28 protein-coding genes and 2 pseudogenes are annotated in these 25,615 nt (G+C 67.2%); 17 read left to right on the top strand and 13 right to left on the bottom strand.

Annotated elements, in window-relative coordinates:
* Positions 1–9: 9 nt before the first annotated feature.
* Entirely contained in the window at positions 10–777 is a 768-nt protein-coding gene (gene fabG, locus ABDZ81_RS02280) for a 3-oxoacyl-ACP reductase FabG (RefSeq protein WP_343772212.1), read from the bottom strand.
* Positions 778–911: 134 nt separating this feature from the next.
* Between fabG and ABDZ81_RS02275 the strand changes: the two genes are divergently transcribed.
* Positions 912–1,403, top strand: a complete 492-nt coding sequence (locus ABDZ81_RS02275) for a universal stress protein (protein ID WP_343772211.1) — start codon at positions 912–914, stop codon at positions 1,401–1,403.
* A gap of 152 nt (positions 1,404–1,555) precedes the next feature.
* A complete protein-coding gene (locus tag ABDZ81_RS02270) occupies positions 1,556–1,978 on the top strand; it encodes a CBS domain-containing protein (protein ID WP_343772210.1) in 423 nt (140 codons plus the stop codon).
* Positions 1,979–2,094: 116 nt separating this feature from the next.
* On the opposite strand, the gene ABDZ81_RS02265 is transcribed toward ABDZ81_RS02270, so the two are convergent.
* Positions 2,095–2,970, bottom strand: a complete 876-nt coding sequence (locus ABDZ81_RS02265) for a CBS domain-containing protein (protein ID WP_343772209.1) — start codon at positions 2,968–2,970, stop codon at positions 2,095–2,097.
* A 418-nt stretch (positions 2,971–3,388) separates the two neighbouring features.
* Here ABDZ81_RS02265 and ABDZ81_RS18125 point away from each other — a divergent pair.
* The 3 genes and pseudogenes from ABDZ81_RS18125 to ABDZ81_RS02255 all read left to right on the top strand — a co-directional run.
* Positions 3,389–3,607, top strand: a pseudogene (locus ABDZ81_RS18125) (cation-transporting P-type ATPase); the annotation flags it as partial.
* A 24-nt stretch (positions 3,608–3,631) separates the two neighbouring features.
* Positions 3,632–6,133 carry a cation-translocating P-type ATPase gene (locus ABDZ81_RS02260; RefSeq protein WP_343772208.1) on the top strand — a complete coding sequence of 834 codons (2,502 nt, stop codon included), beginning with the start codon at positions 3,632–3,634 and terminating at the stop codon, positions 6,131–6,133.
* Between the two features lie 64 nt (positions 6,134–6,197).
* Positions 6,198–6,347 (top strand): annotated as a pseudogene (locus ABDZ81_RS02255) (SAM-dependent methyltransferase); the annotation flags it as partial.
* Between the two features lie 51 nt (positions 6,348–6,398).
* On the opposite strand, the gene ABDZ81_RS02250 reads toward ABDZ81_RS02255, so the two are convergent.
* Positions 6,399–6,896: a pyridoxamine 5'-phosphate oxidase family protein gene (locus ABDZ81_RS02250; RefSeq protein ID WP_343772207.1), complete on the bottom strand. Its 498-nt coding sequence runs from the start codon at positions 6,894–6,896 to the stop codon at positions 6,399–6,401.
* A 237-nt stretch (positions 6,897–7,133) separates the two neighbouring features.
* On the opposite strand from ABDZ81_RS02250, the gene ABDZ81_RS02245 reads away from it, so the two are divergent.
* Entirely contained in the window at positions 7,134–7,658 is a 525-nt protein-coding gene (locus ABDZ81_RS02245; protein WP_343772206.1) for a plastocyanin/azurin family copper-binding protein, read from the top strand.
* Positions 7,659–7,711: 53 nt separating this feature from the next.
* Here ABDZ81_RS02245 and ABDZ81_RS02240 read toward each other — a convergent pair whose 3' ends face one another.
* Together ABDZ81_RS02240 and ABDZ81_RS02235 are read right to left on the bottom strand one after the other, a co-directional pair.
* Positions 7,712–8,140, bottom strand: a complete 429-nt coding sequence (locus ABDZ81_RS02240) for a universal stress protein (protein WP_343772205.1) — start codon at positions 8,138–8,140, stop codon at positions 7,712–7,714.
* A 158-nt stretch (positions 8,141–8,298) separates the two neighbouring features.
* Positions 8,299–8,778, bottom strand: a complete 480-nt coding sequence (locus ABDZ81_RS02235) for a redoxin domain-containing protein (protein WP_343772204.1) — start codon at positions 8,776–8,778, stop codon at positions 8,299–8,301.
* Positions 8,779–8,924: 146 nt separating this feature from the next.
* Between ABDZ81_RS02235 and ABDZ81_RS02230 the strand changes: the two genes are divergently transcribed.
* On the top strand, positions 8,925–9,158 hold the full coding sequence (locus ABDZ81_RS02230) for a DUF2249 domain-containing protein (RefSeq protein WP_343772203.1): 234 nt from the start codon (positions 8,925–8,927) through the stop codon (positions 9,156–9,158).
* A gap of 84 nt (positions 9,159–9,242) precedes the next feature.
* On the opposite strand, the gene ABDZ81_RS02225 is transcribed toward ABDZ81_RS02230, so the two are convergent.
* Positions 9,243–9,527 carry a sulfurtransferase TusA family protein gene (locus tag ABDZ81_RS02225; RefSeq protein ID WP_343772202.1) on the bottom strand — a complete coding sequence of 95 codons (285 nt, stop codon included), beginning with the start codon at positions 9,525–9,527 and terminating at the stop codon, positions 9,243–9,245.
* A complete protein-coding gene (locus ABDZ81_RS02220) occupies positions 9,520–10,503 on the bottom strand; it encodes a hypothetical protein (RefSeq protein ID WP_343772201.1) in 984 nt (327 codons plus the stop codon). Before ABDZ81_RS02220 ends, ABDZ81_RS02225 begins: the two co-directional genes overlap by 8 nt.
* Positions 10,504–10,672: 169 nt before the next feature.
* Between ABDZ81_RS02220 and ABDZ81_RS02215 the strand changes: the two genes are divergently transcribed.
* On the top strand, positions 10,673–11,587 hold the full coding sequence (locus tag ABDZ81_RS02215) for a hypothetical protein (protein WP_343772200.1): 915 nt from the start codon (positions 10,673–10,675) through the stop codon (positions 11,585–11,587).
* 33 nt (positions 11,588–11,620) lie between these two features.
* On the opposite strand, the gene ABDZ81_RS02210 is transcribed toward ABDZ81_RS02215, so the two are convergent.
* Positions 11,621–12,100: a metal-dependent transcriptional regulator gene (locus ABDZ81_RS02210; RefSeq protein WP_343772199.1), complete on the bottom strand. Its 480-nt coding sequence runs from the start codon at positions 12,098–12,100 to the stop codon at positions 11,621–11,623.
* A gap of 143 nt (positions 12,101–12,243) precedes the next feature.
* Between ABDZ81_RS02210 and ABDZ81_RS02205 the strand changes: the two genes are divergently transcribed.
* The gene (locus ABDZ81_RS02205) at positions 12,244–12,798 is read left to right on the top strand and encodes a DoxX family protein (protein WP_343772198.1); all 555 of its coding nucleotides are present in this window, start codon (positions 12,244–12,246) and stop codon (positions 12,796–12,798) included.
* 5 nt (positions 12,799–12,803) lie between these two features.
* Here ABDZ81_RS02205 and ABDZ81_RS02200 read toward each other — a convergent pair whose 3' ends face one another.
* The 3 genes from ABDZ81_RS02200 to ABDZ81_RS02190 are packed head-to-tail and all read right to left on the bottom strand — an operon-like array spanning position 12,804 to position 14,173.
* The gene (locus tag ABDZ81_RS02200) at positions 12,804–13,166 is read right to left on the bottom strand and encodes a DUF411 domain-containing protein (protein WP_343773352.1); all 363 of its coding nucleotides are present in this window, start codon (positions 13,164–13,166) and stop codon (positions 12,804–12,806) included.
* A complete protein-coding gene (locus ABDZ81_RS02195; protein ID WP_343772197.1) occupies positions 13,147–13,761 on the bottom strand; it encodes a hypothetical protein in 615 nt (204 codons plus the stop codon). Before ABDZ81_RS02195 ends, ABDZ81_RS02200 begins: the two co-directional genes overlap by 20 nt.
* 46 nt (positions 13,762–13,807) lie before the next feature.
* Positions 13,808–14,173: an SHOCT domain-containing protein gene (locus tag ABDZ81_RS02190; protein ID WP_343772196.1), complete on the bottom strand. Its 366-nt coding sequence runs from the start codon at positions 14,171–14,173 to the stop codon at positions 13,808–13,810.
* A gap of 333 nt (positions 14,174–14,506) precedes the next feature.
* Between ABDZ81_RS02190 and ABDZ81_RS02185 the strand changes: the two genes are divergently transcribed.
* From ABDZ81_RS02185 to ABDZ81_RS02170, 4 genes are all read left to right on the top strand, one after another.
* On the top strand, positions 14,507–16,417 hold the full coding sequence (locus tag ABDZ81_RS02185; RefSeq protein WP_343772195.1) for a glycoside hydrolase family 15 protein: 1,911 nt from the start codon (positions 14,507–14,509) through the stop codon (positions 16,415–16,417).
* The gene (locus tag ABDZ81_RS02180; protein WP_343772194.1) at positions 16,410–17,786 is read left to right on the top strand and encodes a vitamin K epoxide reductase family protein; all 1,377 of its coding nucleotides are present in this window, start codon (positions 16,410–16,412) and stop codon (positions 17,784–17,786) included. The genes ABDZ81_RS02185 and ABDZ81_RS02180 overlap by 8 nt, the downstream gene beginning before the upstream one ends.
* 6 nt (positions 17,787–17,792) lie before the next feature.
* On the top strand, positions 17,793–18,812 hold the full coding sequence (locus tag ABDZ81_RS02175) for an SDR family oxidoreductase (RefSeq protein WP_343772193.1): 1,020 nt from the start codon (positions 17,793–17,795) through the stop codon (positions 18,810–18,812).
* A gap of 154 nt (positions 18,813–18,966) precedes the next feature.
* Complete coding sequence (locus ABDZ81_RS02170; protein WP_343772192.1) at positions 18,967–20,331, top strand: hypothetical protein; 1,365 nt, start codon at positions 18,967–18,969, stop codon at positions 20,329–20,331.
* A 62-nt stretch (positions 20,332–20,393) separates the two neighbouring features.
* On the opposite strand, the gene ABDZ81_RS02165 is transcribed toward ABDZ81_RS02170, so the two are convergent.
* The gene (locus tag ABDZ81_RS02165; protein WP_343772191.1) at positions 20,394–21,398 is read right to left on the bottom strand and encodes an NAD-dependent epimerase/dehydratase family protein; all 1,005 of its coding nucleotides are present in this window, start codon (positions 21,396–21,398) and stop codon (positions 20,394–20,396) included.
* A gap of 86 nt (positions 21,399–21,484) precedes the next feature.
* On the opposite strand from ABDZ81_RS02165, the gene ABDZ81_RS02160 reads away from it, so the two are divergent.
* Positions 21,485–21,895, top strand: a complete 411-nt coding sequence (locus tag ABDZ81_RS02160) for a DUF7575 domain-containing protein (RefSeq protein ID WP_343772190.1) — start codon at positions 21,485–21,487, stop codon at positions 21,893–21,895.
* Between the two features lie 42 nt (positions 21,896–21,937).
* Here the strand turns inward: ABDZ81_RS02160 and ABDZ81_RS02155 are convergent, their stop codons facing one another.
* Entirely contained in the window at positions 21,938–22,540 is a 603-nt protein-coding gene (locus ABDZ81_RS02155) for a TetR/AcrR family transcriptional regulator (protein WP_343772189.1), read from the bottom strand.
* A gap of 173 nt (positions 22,541–22,713) precedes the next feature.
* On the opposite strand from ABDZ81_RS02155, the gene ABDZ81_RS02150 reads away from it, so the two are divergent.
* Genes ABDZ81_RS02150 through ABDZ81_RS02140 form a run of 3 tightly spaced genes read left to right on the top strand, consistent with a single transcriptional unit; the run spans position 22,714 to position 25,580 of the window.
* On the top strand, positions 22,714–23,313 hold the full coding sequence (locus ABDZ81_RS02150) for a TetR/AcrR family transcriptional regulator (protein WP_343772188.1): 600 nt from the start codon (positions 22,714–22,716) through the stop codon (positions 23,311–23,313).
* On the top strand, positions 23,310–24,758 hold the full coding sequence (locus ABDZ81_RS02145; protein WP_343772187.1) for an MATE family efflux transporter: 1,449 nt from the start codon (positions 23,310–23,312) through the stop codon (positions 24,756–24,758). The genes ABDZ81_RS02150 and ABDZ81_RS02145 overlap by 4 nt, the downstream gene beginning before the upstream one ends.
* 6 nt (positions 24,759–24,764) lie before the next feature.
* Positions 24,765–25,580, top strand: a complete 816-nt coding sequence (locus ABDZ81_RS02140) for a polyprenyl synthetase family protein (RefSeq protein WP_343772186.1) — start codon at positions 24,765–24,767, stop codon at positions 25,578–25,580.
* Positions 25,581–25,615: the final 35 nt, after the last annotated feature.

Below are 25,615 nucleotides of genomic sequence, written 5' to 3'. Positions count from 1 at the left end.
CGGCTCTCGTCAGTCCATCTCCTCCAGTGCGAGCTGTGATTCGGGGAGCGTCTGCCCGCCGTCGACCACGAGCGTCGTCCCGGTGATGTACCCGGCCTCCTCGGAGGCGAGAAACGCTACGGCGTGACCGATGTCTTCCGGCGTGCCGAGTTCGCCTTTCGGGATGGACTCGCGCATCCGGTCGAGGTAGTCCTCGCCGAGGTCGTCGAGCCCGCCAGTTCGGACGTTCCCGGGGAGCACCGCGTTGATCGTGATGTCCCGGTCGGCGACTTCTATCGCGGCCGTCCGGACGAATCCCAGCATCGCGGCCTTGCTCGCACCGTAGTGGGCCCACCCGGGGTACCCGACCATCGGCCCCGTGATCGACGACGTGAACACGATCCGCCCGTAATCCTGGGTTCTCATGTGGGGAAGGCACGCTTTGACACACAGGAACGCGCCCTTCGCGTTAACGTCGGTGACCTCGTCCCAGTCCTCGACCGTCATCTCCTCGATGGGCGCCGAGGGGAAGATGCCGGCGTTTGCACATAGCACGTCGATCCGTCCGTACTCGTCGACGACGGTCTCCGCGAGCGCCTCCGTCTCCGCGGGATCGGAAACGTCGACGCCCACGGCCATCGCGTCCCCTGGCAGCTCGTCAGCCGCCTCCTTGGCAACATCTTCGTCGATGTCGGCCACGACGACGGTCGCACCTTCGGCAGCGAGCACCTCAGCGATGCCCTTCCCGATACCACGAGCTCCCCCAGTCACGATCGAGACCGCGTTATCGACAGTCATGGATGCTCTCGTGGTTCGATACGGTAAGTGAACACGTAAAACGACTACCTCACACGGGGGTGGTGGACGGCCGATCGACCGGATCGTCGGGTCTCACGCCTACGTTGATAGTTGCGTAGCGAGACACAGCACACATGACGTTCGTCGTTCCATTCGACGGATCGGAGATGGCTACCGCCGCTCTCGCCAGGGCGGTCGAGTACGCTGACGCCCTCGACGAGGAGGTCGTCGCTGTGAGCGTCGTGTCCGAGCGCAAACGGTACGCTCGAGAAAAAGGCTGGATCGGCGAGGAGCAGGCATTTGACGTCGACAACGTCGTCAGCCGGCTTCGTGACCAGGTGACGGAGCTCGCTCCGGACGCCACGTTCGAGCACGAACGCATCCGCGAATATCCGCCAGCCAGAGAGATCGCAAACGAGATCGCCAGCGTCGCCGAACAGTACGATCCGACCGTCATGTTCCTCGGGAGCGAGAACGTCGGTCGCGTCGTCACACCGCTCACGAGTATCGGCGCCAACGTCGCGAGTGATCTCACCTACGACGTGTACGTCGTTCGCCATACCACACCGCCGCGACTGGACGAGATCGAGGCGCACCCGGAATTTTATCAAGATACTACTACGTAGGCCAGCACCCCCGGCAGGCGACGATCCGCTACGGTCTCTTACTAATTGTTTTCCACCGTATCGTATAATTCCCGATTACGGTTCCCACACAACCGTAATCAGCACGTTGCCCTATTGTAGCCGGCGTCGACTCTCTTTGTGGGGGAGAAACTATGCCAATCGAAAATCTCGCACGGAGTGATGTCGTCACTTCGAGCCCGGAAGCATCGATCGAAGACCTCGCGACCGAGATGCGCGACGAAGAGGTCGGGAGTATCCTGATCACCGACGACGGCGAGCTGCGGGGGATCGTTACCGACAGAGATCTGACGATCCGCGTGTTAGCTCGACAGGCCGACCCGAGCGATCTCAGCGCCGAAGACGTGATGTCGTCCGACCTGTGTACGATCGAGCGCGGCGCCGGATTCTACCAGGCCACCGAGTTGATGGCCGAGCACGGGGTTCGCCGATTACCCGTCTGCGACGATGACGACGCGTTGGTCGGTATCATCACCGTCGACGACCTGAACGAACTGCTCGCCGACGAGCAGGAAGGACTGGCTGACGTGATCCGGGCGCAGCGCCCGCCGTACTAGAGGCGACCTCGACCGCCAGCGACTTCGTCGGACCGGTCCAGCGCCGGCCCGAATACGACGATCCGGGCCGGCCGCCTTCGCGAGCACTTCCCAACGTCGGGGACGGCAGTTATCGATCAGTCCGGGAGTTCCTGTACGAGCACCGTAGCGGTGCCGTCGATAGCTACGGTACCGTCCTCGCCGAACACCCGCGTCGCCAGTCGGTAGCGGTTGTCCCCGAGCCTGTCGACGAATTCGCACATCGCGGTCACCGTTTCGCCGACCGCGATCGGTTCCCGGAAGCTGATCTCCTGTGAGAGGTAGATCGTGAGGCCGGGCAGACGAGCCAGGGCGGCGCTGATCACCCCGACCGCGAGGACGCCGTGGACGATCCGCTCGCCAAACTGGGTTTCGTCGGCGAACGTTTCGTCGAGATGAAGGCGGTTCGTGTCGCCGCTGGCCCGTGCGAACGCCTGGACGTCGGCGTCATCGATCCGCTTCGTAAACCGGACCGTGTCGCCGACATCGATCCGACCCTCCCTCGTATCGTCTACGCGCTCGAACTCCCAGTCCTCCTCGGCGTAGGAGACGCCGAGTCGGGAATCCAGATCGTGGGTGCGCTTCGACTCGCGGTTCGCGAGCTTCGGGACGTAGTCGGAAACACCGTCGGTCGTGATGATACCGACGATGTCGCGGCCTTCGGTGACGGCGAGCCGCTTGATATCGTGGCGGTCCATCTTCCCGGCGGCGACCTCGATCGTCTCTTCGGGGGCGATCGTCACCAGCGGCGACGACATGAGATCGGCCGCGCGCACGGTCGTCGTATCCCGGTCGGCCGCTATCAGGTCGACGATGTCGGTCTGGGTGACGATCCCCTGCGGATCGGCGTCGACGATCACCGCACCGACAGCGGCGTCTCGTAACGTCCGCGCGACTTCCCGGGCGGCCGTTTCGGGGGTAACGACCGCAACGTCGCGGCGCATCACGTCTTCGACGGCTATCCGTACGAGCATAGGTGACATTCGGCGTCTCGTTTCATGTACCTGTCCGCCCCGTCCGTCGACTGCCACCTGCGCCTTGATAGTCACGCTCGATGCGCCGGATAGTCTCCTGGCCGGGATCGGTCACCTTGCCCGTCGAGAGCATCGTGCTGGGCTGGAGGTCGCTGTCGCGCTCGACGGCGGCGGCGAGTTCGTAGATCGCCTCGATTTCTCTATTCGCACATCTCCGATCCCGGTGATGGTCGTTCGAGAGCCCCCAACAGGAAAATAGCCCTGCGTGGATGCTAGACAGAAGTGGCTTTGAGATGACAGGGGATCCTCCTGACTTGAGACTGTCTGCGCTCGTTGGCCGTGTCAAAACGGCAATAGTCGATCACAGCATCGACCCGAGAGTAGTCCGGCGGCGTGACGTAGAACCCCACAGTAAGTGATGACACCGGAATCGTCCGATGATCCTCCCCCGTGGTCACAGTCGGTCAATGACGTCCTCGAGCGGACGGACGTTTCACCTGATGAGGGGTTATCGGAAGACGAAGTAGAACGCAGACTGGAGCGGTTCGGTCTGAACGAACTACGCGAAGCCGAACAGAAACGCTGGACGGAGATCCTGGCGGATCAGTTCGAAAGCTTCGTCATCATGTTGCTCGCCGTCGCGGGAGTCGCGGCGTTCGCGATGGGTGACGTCGTCGAGAGCGTCGCGATCTTCGCCGTTCTCGTCGTCAACGGTGCGATCGGCTTCGTTACCGAGATGCGCGCTATCAGCTCGATCGAGAGTCTCCAGGACATCACGGAGATCGAAGCGCGGGTTCGGCGGGCCGGTGACGAAGCGACCATCCCTGCAGGAGAATTCGTTCCGGGCGACATCGTGATTCTCGAGGCAGGCGACCTCGTCCCGGCTGATTTACGCATTATCGAATCGTCGAATCTCCGGGTCGACGAGTCCGCTCTTACCGGCGAATCGGTTCCCGTGGGGAAGACGAGCGATCCCCTCGACGAGGACGTTCCGCTCGCCGAGCGGGAGAATATGCTCTACAAGGGAACGTACGTGACGAGAGGGTCCGCCGAGGCGGTCGTCGTAGCGACGGGCTCGGACACGGAGTTAGGACACATTTCGGCCTCGCTTCAAGAAACGGCCGAGGGAGAGACGCCGCTGCAGGAGAAAATCGATAACCTCGGGCGAAAACTCGTCCCGTTTCTGCTGCTGGTGGCAGCGATCGTCCTGGTGTCCGGGTGGCTCAGAGGGCAGGACCTGTTCCTGATGGTGGAGACGGCGGTCGCACTGGCTATCGCCGCCGTCCCGGAGGGGCTTCCCATCGTCGCCACGCTGGTCCTGGGGCGAGGGATGTGGCGGATGGCAGATCGCAACGCGCTGATCACCAATCTGGCGTCCGTCGAGACGCTCGGCTCAACCACTATCATCTGTACCGACAAGACGGGGACGCTGACGGAAAACCGGATGACCGTCGCCGAGTACGAGCTGGCGAACGGCGCGGTCGAGATCACCGGGACCGGCCTCGAGACGGAAGGGTCGTTCAGACACGGCGATCGGGAACTGGACGAACCGGAGGATCCCGTCGTACGAGAAGCGCTCGAAGTGGGTGTGCTGTGTAATAATGCGTCCGTGTCCGACCAAACGGGCGAAGTGGAAACGACGGGTGACCCGATGGAGGTAGCGCTCCTGATCGCGGGGATAAAAGGCGGCATCGACCAGAGCGAACTTCTCGAATCGATGCCGGAGGCCCGCGAGGTATCCTTCGATCCGTCGGTCAAGATGATGGCAACGTATCACGAAACGGACGAGGGATACACAGTCGCCGTGAAAGGCGCACCCAGGGCCGTCATCGATTCAGCCGAGCGGGTCGCGACGGACGGCGACGCCGAGACGCTGTCAGAAAGCGATCGGGAGGAGTGGCTCCGGAAGAGCGACCGAATGGCTGACGAGGGGTTGCGGGTTCTAGCCCTGGCGCGAAAGGAGGTCGACAGCGCGGAGGATCCGCCGTACGAGGACCTGTCGTTGCTCGGCTTGGTCGGGTTCATCGATCCACCCCGGGAGGAGGTCAAACCGACCATCCAGCGGTGCCAGGACGCCGGCATACGGGTCGTCATGGCGACCGGCGATCACGCGGGGACCGCGAGAAACATCGCCCGCGGCGTGGGACTGGTGGATACTGACGACGTCGACGTAATCGAAGGCAGCGAATTTGACGATCCGGAGACTCTCTCACAGGAGGAAACGGATCGGTTCGTGAACGCGTCCGTGTTCGCGCGGGTCGATCCCGAGGACAAGCTCGATTTGATCGATATCCACCAGACGGTCGGCTCGATCGTGGCCATGACGGGCGACGGTGTCAACGACGCGCCGGCGTTGAAGAAAGCCGACATCGGCGTCGCCATGGGACAGCGCGGGACGCAAGTTGCCCAGGAAGCGTCGGATATGATCCTCCGCGACGACAACTTCGAGAGCATCTATCACGCCGTCAGAGAGGGGCGGATCATCTTCAACAACATCCGGAAGTTCGTGATATACCTGATATCCAGCAATCTCAGCGCGTTGCTAACGATCTTGATCGCCGCGCTGTTGGCCTTCCCGCTCCCGTTGCTCCCCCTGCAGATCCTGTTTCTCAACGTCGTGACCGACGTCTTCCCGGCCCTGGCGCTCGGCGCCTGCGGCGGCAGCGATGATATCATGGATCGGCCGCCGCGGAATCCCGAGGAACCGATCCTGACGAGAACCCACTGGGCCGAACTGGGAGTGTACGGCCTCGTGATTTCGGCCGCAACGATCGGCGCGTTCGTGATCGGCGGCGGGCTGTACGCCGGCGGCATGGGGACCGACGAGGCCGTCACGATCTCGTTTCTCACGTTAGCGTTCGCCAAGCTCTGGCACGTTTTCAACGTTCGGGACGTCGCCTCCGGGGTCTTGATGAACGAGGTCACGGAGAACCCGTACGTCTGGGGCGCGCTCGGGCTATCCGCGCTGATTCTGGTCGGCGCAGTCTACCTACCCGGCATCTCCCTGGCGCTGAGCACCGCTCCGATCGGCCTCGACGGGTGGCTGGTGGTGGTCGGAATGAGCTTGGTTCCCCTCGGTTTCGGCCAGATCGAGCGTGAATTCCGGCGACGGGTTGGGACACCCAAACTCGGAACGATGCTCGAACGGGCGCTTCCCGACTAGTCCCCGTTCGTGCTACGGCCAGTCGACTGCGGATACGCCTGTCTCGACCGGGGAGAACGCCCGGGCGGCTGCCGGTTCCGGCGACTCCGGACCGTCGACCGAGGAACGATACGCGGCCGACGAGGCGGCGACCGCGCTCCGCGACCGCGGCTTCGGCGTCCAGCACGAAGCCGTCCGGCCCGAGACGTTCCTTCTGGTCGCGACGGCCGAGTAGCCGCGTCCCTCCCTACTTGTCGACGGGATTACTCTCTGTTCGGCGTTCTCGTTACTCCGATCGGTCACCATCGGGCCGCCGGTAGAACGGGTACCCGGGCGGCTGCGCGTCGTGTCTGATTCCGGTCGCGTCCTCGATGCTGAACTCCCAGAACCGCGTCCGCTCGGTCTCGCCGGCGGCCTCGATCAGCTTCGGGCGCCAGGTCGGCGTCTGGGCGTCGGTCACGCTTTCGCGTTCGTCCTCCGAGAGCTCCCGCAGCGTCCCCGACAGGACGACGCTCCGCCAGTGAAACGCCGTCTCGGCGCTGTAGACGAGGAAGCTGGCCGACTGCGATCGCTCCGACAGCTCGGCCTTCCGGCTCTCTTCTCCGACGAGGTAAACGAAGTAGAGCTGCGATCCCCCGTCGAAACCGTACGACAGCGGGATGAGGTACGGCTCGTCCTCGGTCGGTAGGCCGAGCACCCCCATGCTCTGCATCGAGAGGAACTGCTCTATCTCCTCGTCGTCCATGCGTTCCATCCCGTACGCCTCGAGTTCGTCGGTCGTCATCCCGTGCTGAACTACGACGGGCTGGGTAAAGAGGGAGGGCGGTCGGGGTCCCTGCCCCTTATCGTCCGGTCGGTCGTCAGCACGACACACTGATTCCCGATGTTTCGATCGAACTCGACTCGCGAACGGGACGAGGATTCCGGTGCTCGCGTCGATTCATCGGACGATGCCGCGGGGGCCTCGAACGACGGACTATCGACGACACGACGGGCGTTGTTGGCGGGCAGCGTCGGAGTCGTGGGAGCGGATGTCGCAGGGGCACAGACAGACGGCAACGAGACCGACGGTAACGAAACAGACGGCAACGAGACCGACGGTAACGAAACCGGCGCCGCGGGTGGGGAGCGCGTCACGGTCGAGCTCGTCGACTACGCGTACGAACCCGGAACCGACAGTCCGCTGTCGATCGAATCCGGGACGACGGTCCAGTTCGTCTGGGTCACCGACAACCACAACATCGCGGTCGACGGCACGCCCGACGGTTCCGAGTGGGAGGGTCACGAACCGGTCGAGGATGCTCCGTTCGAGTACGAGAACACGTTCGACGCCGAAGGAACCTACGAGTTCCACTGCGATCCGCACCTGAACCTCGGGATGGAGGGGACGATCGAAGTCGGGGCGACCGGAGACGGTGGCGGTCCGACGGGGCCAGCAGTTCCCGGATGGGCGCTGACCGCCGGCATCCTGACGATGGGCGCCCTGGCCGTCGCCGTGGGACTCGGGTACTTCTTCCTCAAGTACGGCGGGTACGAGGAGGAATAGCGACGTTCGGAGCGGGCGCTCGTGACGAACCGGCGTCGTCTGGGGCCCATCCCTCAGCGGACGAGCAACACCGGAACCGGCGCCCGGCGCGCGACCGTCTCGGAGGTGCTGCCGAGCAGGATGCGGCTGGCAGCCGAGCGGCCGTGACTGCCCATGACGACCATATCGACGTCGTTGTCTTCGACGTACTCGACGATGTTTCGGGCGTCCTCGCCGACCGCGGTATCCGTGTCGATCTCCGTGTCGTACTCGTCGGCGATCTTTCGGGCGTCCTCGAAGAGTTCGTCTGCGTGCTCTCGGGCGGCGTCCAGCCACTCGTCGAACGTCCCCGGCGAGTCGCCCCACCCCCCGGGACCGATATCGCTCGCGTGCCAGTCGAGGACGTGCAGGACCGTGATATCAGCGTCCGGATGCAGCGAGAGCGTGGTCCGTAGCGCCTCTTTCGACAGTTCCGAGTAGTCCATCGGGACGAGGACGTTCATCTCCGTGTCGACGATACGAGAACGTGGGTTATACTCGTCGGGGGTCGGGTCGAGCCCGACGCAGTGCGAACGGACGGGCTGTCTTCACGCTTGAGAGCTCGCGGCTCGATCGCCTACGTTCGCGTTGCGGGATCAGCGGCGGATGCGAATGCCAGCGATCAGATCGCCGCGACGGCGTCCAGCAGCTCGTCGTAGGGCGGTTCGCTCGTCGGATCGTCTGCGATCCAGCTGTAGGTCACCGCGCCGTCGGCGTCGAGCACGAACACGGCGCGGTTGGCGACGCCGTAGAGTCCGAGGTCGGGCAGGTCGATCTCCTGGTCGTAGGCTCTGATCGCCTCCCCGCTCGTGTCGCTGACGAGGTCGAACTCCAGGCCGTGTTTCTCTCTGAATGCGCCCTGCGAGAACGGCGAGTCGGCGCTGACGCCGAACACGGTCGCGCCCGCGTCCTCGAACCGGTCGAGTTCCTCCTGCAGCGACACCATCTCGTTCGCGCAGGGCGGCGTGAACGCCCCCGGGAAGAACGCGAGGACGACCGGCCCGTCGCCGAGGTGCTCTTCGAGGTCGAACGACTCGTGATCGCTCGTGCCGACCGTCGCGGTGAACGTCGGAGCGGTCTCGCCGGGTTCGGGTACTGACATCGTCGGATGTTGGGTTCCCGCTCGAATAAACGCGTTCGCGAATATGCTCGCACGCAGGGGATCGCGATCGGATCACGCGTCGACGGCGCTGCGGCGAACATATTCGCGCCAAGCGCCACCCGACTCGCGGCGTTCAGTTCGACGCGATGTCCGAACAACAGCTCGATCTGCGCGAGATCCCGCCGCCGAAGCGCCATCCCAAGATCTTCGAGGCGTTCGAGGCCCTCGAGTCCGGCGAGGCGCTGACGCTGGTCAACGACCACGATCCGAAGCCGCTGTATCACCAGATGAGCGCCGAGATCGAATCGTTCGACGCCGAGGGGTACACGGTCGATCGAGTCGGCCCGAACGAGTTCATCGCGACGCTGCCCAAGAGGTAGCGCTCGTCGTCTGCGGCTCCGCTTTCCGATCGAACCGGCGACCGATCGCGCGGCGTCGATCTCGGGAGCCGTCCCGGCCGCCGATCACTCCCGGCGGATCTCGAGATACGTATCGTACTCCTTTCGGAGTAGCCCGCTCCGACTCGTCTCGATAGCGAGCAGCTCGTGATCGGTCTGGGCCGCCAGCTGGGGGTACTCGCGCTTCGCCCGGCGATCCGTGCTGCGGATCCGGAGGACCCCGCCGTCCTCTATATCTTCGATCGCACGCTGGACGCGCGCGATCCCGCTCGCGCAGCCCCTCCCGCGGTTGTCGACCGTCAGCGCCGGGTCGACGTCCGGCGCCGCGTCCGCAAACTCGATCTCAGCCATCGCTCGGGCCCTCCGCGGACGCCGTCGATCGCTCACCGCCGCCGAGCTCCTCGAGGTCGCAGACGCCGTCGATCGGCGAGCAGGCCCGCCACATCGGGCAGAGCAGGAAGATGCCGATCAGCACCGCAACGAAGCCGATCTTGGCGACGACGGCCAGCCCGACGAGCGAGCCCAGGTAGCTTCCGAGATCGGTGCCGAGCGCGTCGACGGCCTGGTACGCCCCCGTCAAAAATAGCGTCGGGATGATGAGTCGAACCACCCGCCGGAAGCGCTCGAGCTGTTCGCCCGCCGCGCGCGCCACCGGGACAGTCGGCCGGCTCTGCCCGCTCGGCACCGCGACGAAGATGTTCCAGACGGCCCCGCCGATCCAGCCCGCGAACGCGAGCAGATGGAGCATCCGGACGCCCGCGACGAGCGGGCCGAGCCCGCGAAGCCCGACCTCCGCGAGCGCCGTCGCGCAAACGACCGCCGCCGCCAGGCCGAGCGCGAACAGCCCCGCGGGGCTCCGGAACTGTTCGTCGACGGGCGTCGAGCGGATCGCCGCGACGCCCGTCACTCCGAGCAACGCGGCGAGCAGTCCGCCGAGGCCGACGACGAGCGGGCCGACGCCGATCGTCGAGACGTAGTCGGCGAGGACGACGAGACCGCTCAGTGCGAGGACTGCGACGACCCCGCCGGCGATTCGGTCGAACCGCGCGTACATCGCTGCGCAGTACTCCTCGGCGCCCGACGCGAGATCGTCCGGGCAAACGAAGAGGTGCTTCCAGACGAGTCCACCGGCGAGCACGCCGAGCGCGACCAGATACGCCCACTTGGCGAGCGTGACGACCGGCGACTGGGCGGCGATGCGTCCTGTCGTCCACGTCCCGACGAGCGAGGCGGCCAGGATGACGGTGAGCGCGACCTTCGGCAGCGCGTACTTGTCGAAGAGGTCGTCGGCGACGGCGGGAGAAGCGTGGGATGAGGGATCGGGCATTCGTGGTCACCTACCTCCAACTTAGGCTCGCCGAAACTAAGCCCGGTCGCGGATATGTTCGCGTCCGCGGTCGGACGGCGCCCGGCGGGGCGTCGTTCCGCGGGCGGCGGCCGAACATCTCCGGAGACAGCGACTGGTCGCTCCAGCGCCGATCGTCGAACGACCCCCGATGAGCGACCCGACCCCGACTGACGGCGAGACCGTCCCCGTCGAGTGGCGCCGAGCGCCAAGCGCCGAACTGGCGCCGCCGCTCGTCGAACGCGTCCCGTACGTCGAACTCGCCCTGAAGCATCCCGATCTGGAGCCGACGCGGTACGGCGAGTCGTTCTTTCCCGATGCTGTACCCTACGAGTACGATACCATCCACCGGGTCTTCTACTGGCGCCCCGCACTGGAATCGGCGACTTGTCGGGAGAACTGGGCCGGGATCTGCGCGACGACCGACGATCTCGCGGTCGTCCCGGCGTCCGGCGAGCGCGCGCTCGACCTGACTCACCCCCGAGACGGGGCGACGGAGGTCGTCGTCGACGGGACGGTTGCGGGCGACTCGACGAGGGCGCTCGTCGGTTCCTACTCGGCGCCGGACGTCCGGATCCGTGCTCTGTCTTCCGAGTGGCTCGAACTGGCCGTAGAGGGCGACGAACTCTCGATCCCGGCGGGGGCGCGGCGTCGCGTCGCCCTCGCCGAGCGGACGGTCGATCGGCCGGACGCCGACGGTCGGCCGGACGCCGACGGCGGGCACGTGTCGGTGACGCCGGAACTCGCCGTTCGCTTCCCCGGCGAGCGGGAGCTACACCACCCGGCTTCCGGTGGCGGGTACCGGCTGTTTCCGTCGTTCGGTCTCGAGCTCGCCGCCGTTCCCTCGCCCGTCCCGTCCCCGACGGCGAACGGCGAACTCGACCACGCCACGCTGGCGGCGTCGCTCGGCGTCGACTTGTCCGGCCGCCCGTACCCCGAGCGCGTTCTCTGGCAAGCGTTCGCGTACGAGGCGTTCGACCCGCACGCCGACGCCGCCCGGCGGCTCGCGCAGTTCCCCGACGGTCACGTCGCCCTCCTCTCGACCGAATCGGACGAGCGCCGGTGATCGCCGAGCGCCGACAGGGCAACGCCGGTCCCGTCAGGAACGAGCGCCGAAGAAGCAATCGCCGTCCGACCCGGCCCCGCAGCACGGGCTCTCGGCGCGGTGACCGACCAGTTCGGCGAGCCGCTCGACGCCCTGCTCGGGCAGCGTGTAGCCGATGCGGTACGCCGTCCCGGCGTCGAGCTCGGCGTCCAGTCGCGCCGCGAAGAACGTCCGGACGGCGCACTGGCGCCACGCGAGTTCGCGGGCGACGGTCTCTCCCCGATCGGTCGGCACGACGCCCCGTTGCTTCTCGTAGTCGACCAGTCCGGCGTCGTCGAGCCGGACGAACATCTCGGTCACGCTCGCCGGCTCGACGCCGAGCCGGTCGCCGATCGATCCCGGTCGCGCCCGACAGTCCGACTCGCCCGCGATCCAGTAGATCGCAGTCAGGTATCGCCCCGGGCCGCGCTCGACACAGTGGTTCGGATGCGTCGCCGTGCAGAACTCCCCGTGACTCCCGGATGCCGATGCCATGGCGATAGCCAGGCGCTTCAGCCGGGAGTAGCTCCTGCCGAACTCATTCGGGCGGGACTCGCGATTGCCACTCCTGACGTACCGCTCGACGCGCTATGTGTTGGCCAATCTTTAACAAGTTCCTCTGTGAAATCTGATTTATCATGTCCTCACAGGAGGTCGAACTCACCAGCACGATCGGCGGGTTCACGGCGAGCGGCAAACTACACACTTTGAGCGTCTGGTTCATCCTCGCCCTCCGCTTAATGATGGGCATCGCGTTCTTCCAGAGCGGGTTCGACAAGGTGCTGTCGGGCGACTTCGGCGCCGCGGGCTACCTGAACAACGCGCCGGCGGCGAACGGCAGTCCCGCTGCCGGCCTCTTCGAGGCGATGGGCAGTTCCGACCTGTTCGTCAGTTTCGTCAACGTCGCGGTGCCGTGGGGAGAGGTTCTGATCGGGCTCGGGCTCATCTTCGGTGCCCTGACGCGCCTGGCGGCGTTCTGGGGCGCGTTCATGATGCTCATGTTCTACCTGGGCAACTGGGAGGTCTCGCACGGATACATCAACGGCGACTTCGCGTACATGCTCACGTTCCTCGCGGTCGCCGCGTTCGGCGCCGGGCGCATCCTCGGGCTGGACGCCTACATCGAGCAGTACGACGTCGGCGGGCAGCCCCTCGTCGAGAAGTACCCCTGGATGCGGTACATCCTGGGCTGACGCCCCTAAGATAGATAGTTTCGAAAACCTCGCCGCTGCAATCGCCGCCGATCGCGTACACGACGAACGGATCGATTTTTTTCGCCGCCCATCCCCGGCGAGCCTGCCGGCATCTCGGGAAGCGCGATCCCGTCGATCGCCGGTCGTTCCTCGAGGAGGGTCGCGATCGTCGCCGCGGGGACGTGTCCCTCGACGGCGTACCCGTCGACGACGAGGGCGTGACAGCTTCGAAGATCGGCCGGAACCCCGGCTCGCGCTTGACTGCGTCGACGTCCTCCGGAACGGTCTCCGCGAGGTCGCCGTCGAGCGCGCCGGTTCGTGACCTCGGATCGTACGCTTCGCTGCTCCTCACCGCATCGCTCGGCGATACCCCTCGTACAGCGCGGGAAGTCCGAGCGGCAACGCGAGCATCCCGAATGCGACCAGTGCGTGTGGCGCGCCGCGCCGGCGCCGAACCGCGGCGACGGTCGCGGCGACCCCGAGCAGCGCGATCGCGTAGGCGAGATTGCTCCAGAGCGCCTCGTACGTCGAGCAGTACCCCCAGCACGCGATCGTGTACGAGGGTGCGTTCCACGTGGGCGGGTGGAGCTTCGGCCAGAAGAACCGACAGTACGTCGTCCAGCCGAGCATCGCCGCCGCCGGCGCGCCGCCGAGCCACAGTGCGGGGCCGGGCCGATCTGCGGCGCCGTACTTCAGAAAGCCGGTCAGAATCAGCGCCGGGAAGCCGCCGATCCACAGCCAGATGCCGACCGTGTACGTGACGGGCCAGTGTTCGATTCGGGGCTGGCGGACCGGCAGCCGAAGCGACGCCGGAAGCGTCAGCCTCGGAAACGACGGATCCGGGACCGGGTTCGTGAACAGCGCGAGCAGGCAGAGTATCGTCCCGGCGACGAGCCCGTAGAGAGCGTACACGCGGTACCGCTCGAGCCACCGCGGGAGAGAGTCGCCGTCGCGTTCTGGCACAGACGTGTCGAGCATCGTTCGGTGGTCGCAGTCGAACTCCCGTCGGTCAGCGATCGCGTTCCAGCGCGTCCCGGCGCTGTTCGTACTCCTCGTCGGTCAGCTCGCCGCGGGCGTACGCGATCCGAAGTTCTTCGAGCGCTCGGTCGGCGTCGTCGTCCGAGCCGGCGACCGCTCGATACAGCAGGTAGACGGCGCCGACGATCGCCGCGAGGAACAGGAGCTGCATCACCACGCCGACCAGCAGCATCCAGATCGGCATCGTTCCGCCGCCCCACATTCCGTGCTCCCACGCGCCCATCATCGGTCCGAACCCCATCATGCCGCCGCCCATGACGATCACGGGGAGGACGACCAGCGCGGCGAGGGCGAGGACGATCGCGACGAGCGAACTGTCGGTGGTGTTTTCGGGCATTGTTTTCCTCGAGACCGTTGCCTCAGTCGACGGTACGCGCTCCACGTTCAATGGAGTTGCTCCTTCGATACTACCGTTTTTACGGCCGATTTTCTTCGAACCTGCCGAAATACCGCGCGGAATCTCTTCGGTCCTTTGATCCCGGCCGGGCAACCCGGATCCGTGACAACCTCGTTCGTACCGCGCGATCGTTCTCGGAGACGATTCGCTCCCGGACGGCGACGCGTCCGGTCGCCCGAGTACCGGAGTCCGTCTCCGACGACCCCCTAGGTTGAACACCGGATTCGTGATAGACCACACGTGACGCCGTCCCGCCGGCGAAGGACCACTACCATGCACCCACCGACTTCGCAGGATTTCGACGCCCGATCGGCTGACGCGGCGTACAGACCGATCGGGGAGTACGGCGTCGTCGGCAACCTCGAAACCGTCGCCCTGATCGGTCGCGACGGCGCGGTCGACTGGTGTTGCTTCCCGCACGTCGAGTCGCCGAGCCTGTTCGCCCGCCTGCTCGACGCCGAGCGCGGCGGTCACTTCGCCGTCACCCCGTCCGGCTCGTTCGAGGCGAGCCAGCGGTACCTCGATCGGACGAACGTCCTCCGGACGCGCTTCGAGACGGCGTCCGGGCGGGCGACCGTGACCGACTTCATGCCCGTTCCGGCGGCCGCGGACGGCGTCGAGGGCGCGCACCGGGCGCTGTACCGGAAAGTCGACTGCGACGACGGTCGGGTCGAACTGGACGTCCGGTTCGCGCCGCGGTTCGACTACGCGCGGACGACGCCGGCCGTCGAGCGATCGAACCACGGCGTCGTGGCCCACGGAGACGACGAGTCGGCGTTTCTCACGAGTTCGATCGAGTTCGACGTCGACGAGAGCGGCGATGACGCCTCGCCCGCGCCGGGAGAGGACGGCGTCGGCGCCGCGCTGACGCTCGACGAGGGCGAGACGCGCTGGCTCGTCCTCGGCTACGACCGCGAGATCGCCGACCGGCCGGCCGAGCACCGGCGAGTGTTCGACGACGTCGTCGAGTACTGGCGGGACTGGGCCCACGAGTGTCCCGACGACGGGGCGTGTTCGATCGGCGGTCCGAACCACGACCTGGCGGTCCGATCGGCGCTGGCGCTCAAGCTGCTGATCCACGACGACACGGGGGCGATCTGCGCCGCGCCGACGACCTCGCTGCCCGAGGATGTCGGCGGCGTCCGGAACTGGGACTACCGGTACAACTGGATCCGCGACTCGGCCTTTACCGTCCAGGCGCTGGCCGAGCTCGGGCACCTCAAGGAGGCCAAAGCGTACTTCGAGCTCTGTCTCTCGCACTGCTCGCGGGGGCCGCCGGCCGACATCCAGCCCGTCTACGGACTGCACGGCAACGACGACCTGCCCGAGCGGACGCTCGATCACCTCGCGGGCTACCGGAACTCGTCGCCGGTCCGGGTCGGCAACGCCGCCCACGAGCAGCGGCAGTTCGACATCTACGGCGAACTGATCGTCGGCGTCCACGAGACGACGCGCTACGGCGCCGAGATCACCGACCGCGCCTGGGAAGCGATCCGGGACATCGTCGACTACGTCTGCGACGAGTGGCACCGGCCCGACGTCGGGATCTGGGAAGTTCGCGGCGACCCGCAGAACTTCGTCTACTCGAAGGTGATGTGCTGGGCGGCGATCGACCGCGCGCTCCGGATCGTCGACGAGACCGACTACGAGGCGCCGGTCGATCGCTGGCGCGACGCTCGGTCGGAGATCGAGGAGACGGTTCTCGATCGGGGGTACAGCGACGAACTAGGGAGCTTCGTCCGCTCGTTCGAGGCCGACGATCAGCTCGACGCGGCGGCGCTGCGCATCCCGATGGTCGACTTTCTCCCGCCCGACGACGAACGGGTGCAGGGGACGATCGACGCCGTCCGCGACCGACTGGCGACCGACGACGGGCTGGTCGACCGCTTCGAGGGCGACGACGGGCTCCCCGGCGAGGAGGGCGCGTTCGTCGTCTGCTCGTTCTGGCTGGTCAACGCGCTCGCGCTGGCGGGCCGCGACGACGAGGCCCGCGAGCTGTTCGAGTCGGTCTGCGAGTTCGTCAGCCCGCTCGGCCTGCTTTCGGAGGAGATCGACCGCGAGACGGGCGAGCTGCTGGGGAACTACCCGCAGGCGTTCAGCCAGATCGGGCTGATCAACGGCGCGCTCGCGCTGGGGGATTCGGCAGCGCACGGCGCTTCACGATCGGGGGATAACGATGGCTGACAGCACTCAGGATCAAGAGAGCGGCGGACAGGAGAACGGCGATGGACAGGACGACGGCGGGGATATGCAAGAACCCGGCGAGATGATGCTGAAGCATCCGCTGAAGGAGCTGTGGATCCAGTACGGCATCATCTCGCTGGGCATCTGGCTCGTGTTCGCCCCGTCGGCTCACGGGTACGAGAGCGCGCTGATGACGTGGAGCGACGTCGTGACGGGGCTGGTGCTCGTGGCGCTGGGCGTCGTGACCGTTTGGCAGAAAAACCCGTGGGCGTCGTACGCCAGCGGCGGCGTCGGCGTCTGGCTGCTGCTGGCGCCGCTGGTGTTTCACGCGCCGACGGCGGCCGCCTACCTCAACGACACGCTCGTGGGGATCCTGGTGATCATGTTCTCGATCATCATCATGATGCGCATGCGGATGGACGGTGCCGCGGTGCCCGAGGGCTGGTCGTACAACCCCTCGACGGCGGCCCAGCGGTTCCCGCTGATCGCGCTGGGCATGTTCGGCTTCTTCGCCTCGCAGTACATGGCGGCCTACCAACTGGGGTACATCGACGCCGTGTGGGACCCCGTTTTCGGTGACGGTACCGAGCAGATCCTCGACTCGCAGGTGTCGGCGGCGTTCCCCGTCTCCGACGCCGGCCTGGGCGCCGTCGCGTACGCGATCGAGGCGCTGATGGGCTTCATGGGCGGCCGGAGCCGCTGGCGGACGATGCCGTGGATGGTGACGTTCTTCGGCATCGTCGTGATCCCGCTGGGGTTCGTTCAGGTGCTTTTGGTGATCTTCCAGCCGGTGCTCGTCGGGACGTGGTGCACGCTCTGCCTGCTGTCGGCGTTCGGGATGCTGTGGATGATCTCGCTCACCTTCGACGAGGTCGTCGCGATGGTCCAGCTGCTCGACCGGCGCACCGACGCGGGCGCGTCGCTGTGGCACGCCTTCTGGATGGGCGGGCACCTCTCCGAGGCGGACGCCGGGCTGGACGGGGATACTCGCGAGGAGCGGAACCGCCCCGCGGGGATGTTCTGGGGGATTTCGATCCCGTGGTACCTGCTGGCGTCGCTGGCGGTCGGCTTCTGGCTGATGCTCTCGCCGACGGTGTTCGGCACCGGCGGACTGCTCGCCGACAGCAGCCACCTCGCCGGTTCGCTCGTCGTCTCGACCGCCGTGATCGCGACGGCCGAACCGGCGCGGGCGCTGCGGTTCGTCAACGTCCCGCTCGGCGCGTGGGCGGCGGTGGCGCCGTGGCTGTTCGGCGCGCCGACGCTCGCGACGTGGAGCGGCGTCGTCGCGGGCGTGCTGTTGATCCTCCTGAGCGTCCCGAGAGGGCAGATCCGGGATCAGTACGGGTTCTGGCAGGAGTACATCGTGTGAGAAACAATGTCTGAGACAACCAAAACGGACGATTCGGAAGTCGTCGTGGTGACGGGGGCGTCGGCCGGCGTCGGCCGGGCGACGGCGCGCGCGTTCGCCGAGCAGGGCGCGCAGGTCGGCCTCCTCGCGCGGGGGGAAGCCGGACTCGACGGCGCGCGCGAGGACGTCGAGGACGCCGGCGGCGAGGCGCTGGCGGTGCCGACCGACGTCGCCGACGCCGAGCAGATCGAGGACGCCGCCGACGCCGTCGAAGAGGAGTTCGGACGGATCGACGTCTGGGTGAATGCCGCCATGACGTCGGTGTTCTCGCCCGCGACCGAGATGGACCACGAGGAGTACCGGCGCGTGACCGAAGTGACGTATCTCGGGTTCGTGTACGGTACCGAGGTCGCGCTCGACCGGATGGACGAGGGGGTGATCGTGCAGGTCGGCTCGGCGCTCGCCTACCGCGGCATCCCGCTCCAGTCGGCGTACTGCGGCGCCAAGCACGCGATCCAGGGGTTCACCGAGTCGGTTCGCAGCGAACTCATCCACCGGGACAGCGACGTCCAGCTCACGATGGTCCAGATGCCGGCGCTCAACACGCCCCAGTTCGACTGGGTGAAAAGTCGCCTGCCGAAAAAGCCCCAGCCCGTGCCGCCGATCTACCAGCCGGAGGTCGCCGCGGAGGCGATCGTCTGGGCGGTCCGAAACGACCGCAGCGAGCTGTGGGTCGGCCGCTCGACGGTCAAGGCGATCCTGGGGAACCGCGTGATCCCCCGCCGGCTCGACCGGAAGCTGGCGTCCTCGGGGTGGAGCTCCCAGATGACCGACGAGCCGAGCGACCCCGACCGGGCGCACAACCTCCGGGAGCCGGTCGACGACGAGACGGACCACGGCGCCCACGGCCGGTTCGACGACCGGGCGCGCGAGCGCAGCCTCCAGCTCTGGGCGTTCACGCACCCGGTGGAACTCGCGGCTGCTCTGATCGGCGCCGTGATAGCCCTGCTAGCCGCTCTCGCGTTCCGAGACGGCGACGAGCGGTGACCGCGCCGTCCCGCCGACTCCCCACTCGTCCGGTAGTACCACCGCGCCGTCCCTAGGTACGCGACAGCGACTGGTCGCCACGCGCATCCACGTCACGGCCAACGGCAACCGTCGCGAAACTTCGCGTTTAGGCGCGGCGGTCGTCGCCACGAGTATGCCAGGGGAGCCACGGCTACGCTACGCCGCAGCGGGCGCACTGACCACACTCGTCGCCGTCCTCGTGATCGCAGCGACCGCGGGCGCGGGCGTCGGGCCGGCGCTGGGGATCGGCGGATCGAGTCCAGCGGACGAGACGCAAGCCGCCCAGCAGGGCGCCGGTGCAGACGAGTTCCCGCCGGCGACGGACGATTTCGCCGATCCGGTGATCGACTACGACAAGGTCGACTACGGGCTGGCGCTCCAGAGCGGGACGACCAACGCGACCGACTACCAGCTGCTGGTCCTCGGAGCGGTGCAGCCGGTCAGCGAACCCGCCGAGGGAACGGTGAACTGCTCGAACCAGGTCTGCCGGCTCAACGGGACGGTCGGACCGGAGGAGACGGCGACCTACCGCGTCTCGGGCGCGATCGTCGGCGTCCAGCCCCGCGACGACAGGCTCGTCGGGACTGTCAGCGGCCGGCTGACCGGCGACGGGATGCTCGGCCTCGCGACGGGCGCGCTCTCGCCGTCCGGCGAGCAGTACGACATCCACCACCAGCCCCAGCAGGGCCAGCAACAACAGCAACAGCAGCAGCAACAACAACAGCAACAGCAGCAGCAACAACAACAGCAACAGCAGCAGGACGACGATGGCGATGCCGACGGTGACGACGACGCCGGAGGTGACGATGGCGCCGATGGCGACGATGACGCCGACGCTGGCGACGGCGGAGACGCCGACGCGACCGCCGGCGGTGGCGATACGAACGTCAACGTGAACGTCGACACGTCGGCGTCGGCGAGCGCGCAGTCCTCCGCGAACGCCGCGGCCGACGCCGACGCGACGGCCGACGGCGAGGACGCGAGCGCGAACGAGAGCGCGTCGGCGGGCGACTCGACGGACGACGGGGACGACGGCGCCCAGCAAGCGGCCGACAACGCGACGACCGACGACGGAACCGACGAAAGCGACGGAGACACGGACGCCGATCCGTCGGACGCCGACACTGACGCGGAGAGCGGCGACGGCGACGCTGACGGTGGTGACGGCGTCGAGACGGACGACGGGACTGACGGCGACGGCGAAGACGCCGCCGGCGACGCCGATCAGGAGGGCGGTACCGGCGAAGATGACACCGGATCGGAAAGTGACAGTCCGGCCGACGAGGACGGCGACGCGGCCTCCAGCGGAGACGACGAAACGACTTCCGACGAGGATAGTTCCGGTGCCGCCGCTGAGGAAGATTCGGATGCCGGCGAGGAGGACACGAGCGCCGACGGAAGCGGTGAGGAGGACACGACCGACGGCGACGCCGCCGCCGAAGACGGCGACGACGGGGGGACGACTGAAGACGGCGGCGACGGAAACGAATCTGCGTAACCGCCGCTTACCGGTTCGATGTGCCCGGGTAGTTCGTCGCGACGCCGACCATAACCGCCGACTTAGCCGAACCGCGCGACGAACGAGTCGGTCGACTCGCGCCACGCGTCGACGATCGCGTCGTCGTTCTCACCGTCCCAGGGATCGACGGCGTCGCGCTCGTCGAGCGCCGCCACGGTTCGGCGGACGCCGTCCTCGAAGTCGATCGTGTACTCGAAGCCCAGGTCGCGCCGGGCCTTCGCGTTGTCGAACACCGTGCTGTACCGGAAGTGATTCTCCAGCAGGTGGGTTCGGTCGGGCACGGCCGCCCGGAGCTGGTCGGTCGGAATGTGGACGAGTTCGGGCTCGGGCGCGTCGAGCGCGCTCGCGACCCGGCGGTGGTACTGGTTCCAGGTGATCGTCTCCTCACTGGTGACGTGGTAGGCCTCGCCGAAAGCGGTCTCGTTGCCGACCGCGCCGACGAACGCCGCGGCGACGTCGTCGCGGTGACAGGGGCCCCACAGCGACGTGCCGTCGCCGTGGACGACGATCGGCTTGCCCTTCCGAATCCGGTCGACGTAGTAGCTCCCGTCGCCGAGCGTGTGCAGCACGGTGCCGCCCTCGCCGTACGTGCTCCAGGGCCGGATCACGGTCGTCGCGAACGCTTCGCCGTCGGCGTCGAAGAACACGTCCTCGGCGGCGGCCTTGTTCCGGCCGTACTCGCTCACGCCGGGTTCGCGACTCGCCGATTCGGTCACGGGATTGCGCTCCGGCGGCCGGTGGTAGACGTCGACCGTCGAGCAGAACACGTACTGGTCGACCCGGCCGGCGAACGCCTCGACGGCGGCGCGGGCCTGCTCGGCGTCGAAACACACCATGTCGATCGCGCAGTCGGCGTCGACGTCGCGCGCGACCGCGGCCAGGCGGTCGGCGTCGTTCCGGTCGCCGCGGACGAACTCGACTGCATCGGGGAGATCGGCGTCCGTCTCCCCTCGCGTGAAACAGATCACCTCGTGGCCGGCGGCGACGAGCTGTCTCGTGATCCCGGTCGAGATCAGCCCGGTGCCGCCGATGAGTAACACTCGCACGGGAGGAGGTGGCTCCCCGAACACTTAAACTCCGACGTCGGCGACACGAGAGAAGATTTATCACTTACTGACCAGTAAGTCAAGTCGTGGAACGAACGAGTTCGCAGAAACGTCCGTGGCTCGCGGCGCTGCTGGGCGCGCTCGTCATCGGCTTCGGGCACTTCTACATCCGCCGCTGGCGTCGCGCGCTCGGCTGGCTCGTCGCCGCTCTGGGGGTGAGCGTCCTGTTCGTCGACCAGTCGACGATCGAGGCGCTCGCGACGTTCTCCGGCGTCGACCCGCTGGCGGTCGCCCCGCTGTTCGTCGTCGGGGCGCTCAGCGTGATCGACGCGTACGTTCTCGCGCAGGCCCAGAACGCGATCGCGCGACGGACGCCGGAGCCCGACGGGACGCTCACGCACTGTCCCCACTGCGGGAACGAACTCGACGGCGACCTTGAGTTCTGTCACTGGTGTACGACGCGGATCGGCGAGGTCGAGGGCACGCCAGACGAGTAAGCGACCGCGACGCGGACCGCCGATCGCAGACCCCGATCGTTCTCAGTCGTCGACGCGCAGTACCGTGTCCACGTACTCCTCGGCGGTTCGCCGCGCGGTCGCCAGCGCGTCGGCGTCGTCCAGCACGACCGTCCGCGTCCGGGCGCCGTCGACGATCGTCATCAGCGCGCCGGCGGCGTGCTCCGGGTCGATGTCGTCGTCGAAGACCCCCTGTCGAATGCCGTCGGCGATCACCGTCCTGAGCATGTACCGGACGTACTCGTCGTTCTGTTCGAAGCGCTCCGCGAACGCCGCCTCGTACGGCGCCTGGCTGCGCATCTCGAGGATCGCCACCAGCAGATCGAGGTGGTCCTCGAGCTCGACGAGCAGCTGGTCGAGCAGCAGCGTCAGCCGCTCGTTGGGATCGGTCGTCTCGACCTCGTGGATCGTGTCCACGAACCGCTGGAGGATGTAGTCCAGAAACGCCGCCAGCAGCTCCTCTTTGGTGTCGTAGTGGTAGTGCACCGCGGCCGTGGACTTGCCGTACTCCTCGGCGATTCGCTTGATCGTCAGATCGGCGTACCCGTGTTCGCGGAGCGCGCTGTAGGTGGCGCGCAGGATCTCCTCTTCGGCGTCGGAGAAAGAGCGGTCCGGCGGATCTCCCATCACCTACAGCGTCGCCCCTGTCTCGGATAACAGTTGTGACCCGTTCGTCAGCGTTCGACCGCCGCCGTCGAACGGCGCGTTCGTCGCTCTCCGTGGGCGACCGACACCAACCGGAAGAACGAGATCGCGTTCCAAACTCTTTTGACTAACTAGTCAGTAAGTACGGTATCGACATGGACGACGAGCCGGCGGCCGAGATTCTCGACGCCGCGTATCTCGCCCTCTGCGAGCACGGGTACGCCGATCTCACGATACAGACCATCGCCGACGAGTCGGACCGGAGCAAAGCGACCGTTCACTACCACTACGACAGCAAGGCGGAGCTGCTCGCCGCGTTGCTCGACGAGCTCTACGAACGCTACGCCGACCGACTCGACGCCGCGGACGGCGACACCGCCCGACAGCGTCTCGACGCGCTCCTCGAGGTGTTGCTCGCGGACGAACCGCCGCTCGATGGGGAGTTCCACACCGCGATCCTTTCGGTGGCCGCGCGGGCGCCCCACGACGACGCGATGCAAGAGCGGGTCGCCGCGTTCGACCGGCGGCTGTTCGAGACGCTCCGAGAGGTCGTCGCCGTTGGCGTCGACGCCGGCGAGTTCGACGACGGCGTCGATCCGGGCGCCGCCGCCGAGCGGCTCGCCACGGCGATCAAGGGCGCCCAGCTGCGCCGATTTGCGGCCGATCGGTCGACCGGGCGCTGTCGCGACGCGATCGACGGGCTCGTCGAGACGCAGTTACAGCAGCCCGCTGTGGCGGAGGGCACCCGCCGATGAGTCTCCGCGAGCGCGTCGGCGCGTTGTTCAAAGGCCCCGAGGAGTTCGACCTGACCTCGGGCGACATCGGGAAGCCGCTGTTCTTCCTGGCGATGCCGATCGTCGTGACGAACCTGTTCCAGACCGCCTACAACCTGGCGGACACGTTCTGGCTCGGCCAGTACAGCACCGACGCGCTGGCGGCGATCAGCTTCGCCTTTCCGATGGTGTTCCTGCTGATCTCCTTCGGGATGGGGATCTCCGTCGCCGGGAGCGTGCTCGTCGCGCAGTTCACCGGCGCCGAGGAGGAAGCCGAAGCAGAGTACGCCGCCTCCCAGACCGTGACGTTCGCGCTGCTCGTGTCGGTGGTGCTGGGCGCGATCGGCTACGTCTCGGTCGGCGGATTCCTCGATATCATGGGCGCCTCGTCGGACGTGTTGCCGCTGGCGACCGACTACATGGAAGTGATCTCGTTGGGCCTGCTCTTCATGTTCGGCTTCTTCGTGTTCATCGCGCTGATGCGGGGCTACGGCGACACGATCACGCCGATGCTGGTGATGTTCGGCTCGGTCGTGCTCAACATCGTCATCGATCCGTTCCTGATCTTCGGGTGGTGGGTGTTTCCCGAGATGGGCATTCAGGGCGCGGCGGTCGCGACGGTGTTCTCCCGCGGGCTCGCGCTGGTCGTCGGCCTCGCGATCATGTTCCGGGGCGTCCGCGGCGTCCAGATCAACCTCCGGGACATGGCGCCCGACCTGACCTACCTGCGTCGCCTCGTCAGGATCGGGCTGCCGGCGTCGGTCGAGGGGATGGGCCGGGCGCTGTCGATGAACCTGCTGCTGTTCATCGTCGCGCTGTTCCCCGACCCCGTCGTGGCGGCCTACGGCATCGGGACGCGCGTGTTCTCGGTGATCTTCCTGCCGGCGATCGCGGTCGCGCGCGGCGTCGAGACGATGACCGGCCAGAACATCGGCGCGGGCAAGCCCGACAGGGCAGCCGAGGCCGCAGGATTAGCCGCGAAGACGCTGTTCGGCGTCCTCTCGGTCGCGGGCGTGCTCGTCTTTCTGGCGCCCGAACCGATCGTCTCGGTGTTCGTCGGCGCGGACCAGGCCAACGCCGATCGCGTCGTCGAGGTCGGGACGCAGTTCCTGCGCTACGTCGCGCTGACCTTCGGGTTCATCGGCATCATGCGGGCCTACACCGGGAGCTTCCGCGGCGCCGGCAAGACGCTGACCGCGGCGGCGATCTCCGTCGTGACGCTCGGCGTGATCCGCTTCCCGGTGGCGTGGTTCGGCGCCGACGCGATCGGCGAGTCGGGGATCTGGATCGCGTTCGCGGCCTCGAACGTCGTCGGCGCGACGATCGCCTACGCCTGGTACCAGCGGGGCACCTGGCGGGACGCCGATCTCACGGAGCCGGACGTCGAAATCGACGATGCGGTCGAGGTGTCGGCGACGGACGACTGAACAGCCATGTCACCGGAACAGGCACTCCCCGAGCGCCGGTCCGAGATCGAGGGGCGAATCGCAGATCGGATCGACGCCGCCGCGGGCGAGTCGCTGGCGGCAGAACTCTCGGCGGTTCCCGAGCGGGGCGATCGCTGGTACGGGCAGTTGCTCGTCGTCTCGTACGACGCGGTCGCGTCGGCGCCGAACGCCTCCGAACAACCGGACGACGCCGCCCTCGTCGCGGCGACGGCGATCGAGTTGCTTCGCGAGTACTGGGCGCTGCGCGAGCGGTTGGTGGTTCAACTCGACGAAGGCGCTCTCGATCGCTCCGAGGGCCAGTTGACGACCGGGCTGCTGGCGTCGGACTTTCTGTTCGCATCGGCGTACTCGACGCTCGGATCGCTCAGGGGCGAGCGCACGGCGGAGTGCGTCGAACGGTTCGCCAGCGGCGCCGAGTCGATCGTCGCGGCGTTCGGCGAGGACCCGCCCCGGTCGACGCTGCCGCCGGAGTCGTTCTGCGCGTTCGCGGACGCCACGACCGGCGCGCTCGGGCGCAGTGCAGCCGTCGTCGGCGCGACGCTGGCTGGCGCCGACGAGCCCGAGATCGACCGCTTCGCGACGGTCGGGCGCGGCGTCGCCGCAGTCCGGCGCGTCCCGTGGCTGAGCGGCGAAGATACCGACGCCTGCGTCGAGCCGTCGGCGCCCGACAACCCGCGGCTCCAGGAGTTCGCGACGCGCCGGCTCGACGAGGCCGAGCGGGCGCTCGACGCGCTGGCGGAGATCGCGACGGTCGACGAGCTGGCGGCGTTCGTCGACGCCGATCGCGTCGTCGAGCGATAACGGCGGCTGCGCGCGCTGCGTCACTCCGAAAAACG

It is taken from the genome of Natronoarchaeum mannanilyticum (genome assembly GCF_039522665.1).
Lineage (GTDB): Archaea > Halobacteriota > Halobacteria > Halobacteriales > Natronoarchaeaceae > Natronoarchaeum > Natronoarchaeum mannanilyticum.
The sequence above is the reverse complement of the archived record's forward strand: the minus strand, read 5'-3'. Positions and strand labels throughout refer to the sequence as shown.

Coding starts and splice junctions, on each gene's coding strand:
- fabG (WP_343772212.1), bottom strand. CDS start 777: ATGACTGTCGATAACGCGGTCTCGATCGTGACTGGGGGAGCTCGTGGT.
- ABDZ81_RS02275 (WP_343772211.1), top strand. CDS start 912: ATGACGTTCGTCGTTCCATTCGACGGATCGGAGATGGCTACCGCCGCT.
- ABDZ81_RS02270 (WP_343772210.1), top strand. CDS start 1,556: ATGCCAATCGAAAATCTCGCACGGAGTGATGTCGTCACTTCGAGCCCG.
- ABDZ81_RS02265 (WP_343772209.1), bottom strand. CDS start 2,970: ATGCTCGTACGGATAGCCGTCGAAGACGTGATGCGCCGCGACGTTGCG.
- ABDZ81_RS02260 (WP_343772208.1), top strand. CDS start 3,632: ATGGGTGACGTCGTCGAGAGCGTCGCGATCTTCGCCGTTCTCGTCGTC.
- ABDZ81_RS02250 (WP_343772207.1), bottom strand. CDS start 6,896: ATGACGACCGACGAACTCGAGGCGTACGGGATGGAACGCATGGACGAC.
- ABDZ81_RS02240 (WP_343772205.1), bottom strand. CDS start 8,140: ATGAACGTCCTCGTCCCGATGGACTACTCGGAACTGTCGAAAGAGGCG.
- ABDZ81_RS02235 (WP_343772204.1), bottom strand. CDS start 8,778: ATGTCAGTACCCGAACCCGGCGAGACCGCTCCGACGTTCACCGCGACG.
- ABDZ81_RS02230 (WP_343772203.1), top strand. CDS start 8,925: ATGTCCGAACAACAGCTCGATCTGCGCGAGATCCCGCCGCCGAAGCGC.
- ABDZ81_RS02225 (WP_343772202.1), bottom strand. CDS start 9,527: ATGGCTGAGATCGAGTTTGCGGACGCGGCGCCGGACGTCGACCCGGCG.
- ABDZ81_RS02220 (WP_343772201.1), bottom strand. CDS start 10,503: ATGCCCGATCCCTCATCCCACGCTTCTCCCGCCGTCGCCGACGACCTC.
- ABDZ81_RS02215 (WP_343772200.1), top strand. CDS start 10,673: ATGAGCGACCCGACCCCGACTGACGGCGAGACCGTCCCCGTCGAGTGG.
- ABDZ81_RS02210 (WP_343772199.1), bottom strand. CDS start 12,100: ATGGCATCGGCATCCGGGAGTCACGGGGAGTTCTGCACGGCGACGCAT.
- ABDZ81_RS02205 (WP_343772198.1), top strand. CDS start 12,244: ATGTCCTCACAGGAGGTCGAACTCACCAGCACGATCGGCGGGTTCACG.
- ABDZ81_RS02190 (WP_343772196.1), bottom strand. CDS start 14,173: ATGCCCGAAAACACCACCGACAGTTCGCTCGTCGCGATCGTCCTCGCC.
- ABDZ81_RS02185 (WP_343772195.1), top strand. CDS start 14,507: ATGCACCCACCGACTTCGCAGGATTTCGACGCCCGATCGGCTGACGCG.
- ABDZ81_RS02180 (WP_343772194.1), top strand. CDS start 16,410: ATGGCTGACAGCACTCAGGATCAAGAGAGCGGCGGACAGGAGAACGGC.
- ABDZ81_RS02175 (WP_343772193.1), top strand. CDS start 17,793: ATGTCTGAGACAACCAAAACGGACGATTCGGAAGTCGTCGTGGTGACG.
- ABDZ81_RS02170 (WP_343772192.1), top strand. CDS start 18,967: ATGCCAGGGGAGCCACGGCTACGCTACGCCGCAGCGGGCGCACTGACC.
- ABDZ81_RS02155 (WP_343772189.1), bottom strand. CDS start 22,540: ATGGGAGATCCGCCGGACCGCTCTTTCTCCGACGCCGAAGAGGAGATC.
- ABDZ81_RS02150 (WP_343772188.1), top strand. CDS start 22,714: ATGGACGACGAGCCGGCGGCCGAGATTCTCGACGCCGCGTATCTCGCC.
- ABDZ81_RS02145 (WP_343772187.1), top strand. CDS start 23,310: ATGAGTCTCCGCGAGCGCGTCGGCGCGTTGTTCAAAGGCCCCGAGGAG.
- ABDZ81_RS02140 (WP_343772186.1), top strand. CDS start 24,765: ATGTCACCGGAACAGGCACTCCCCGAGCGCCGGTCCGAGATCGAGGGG.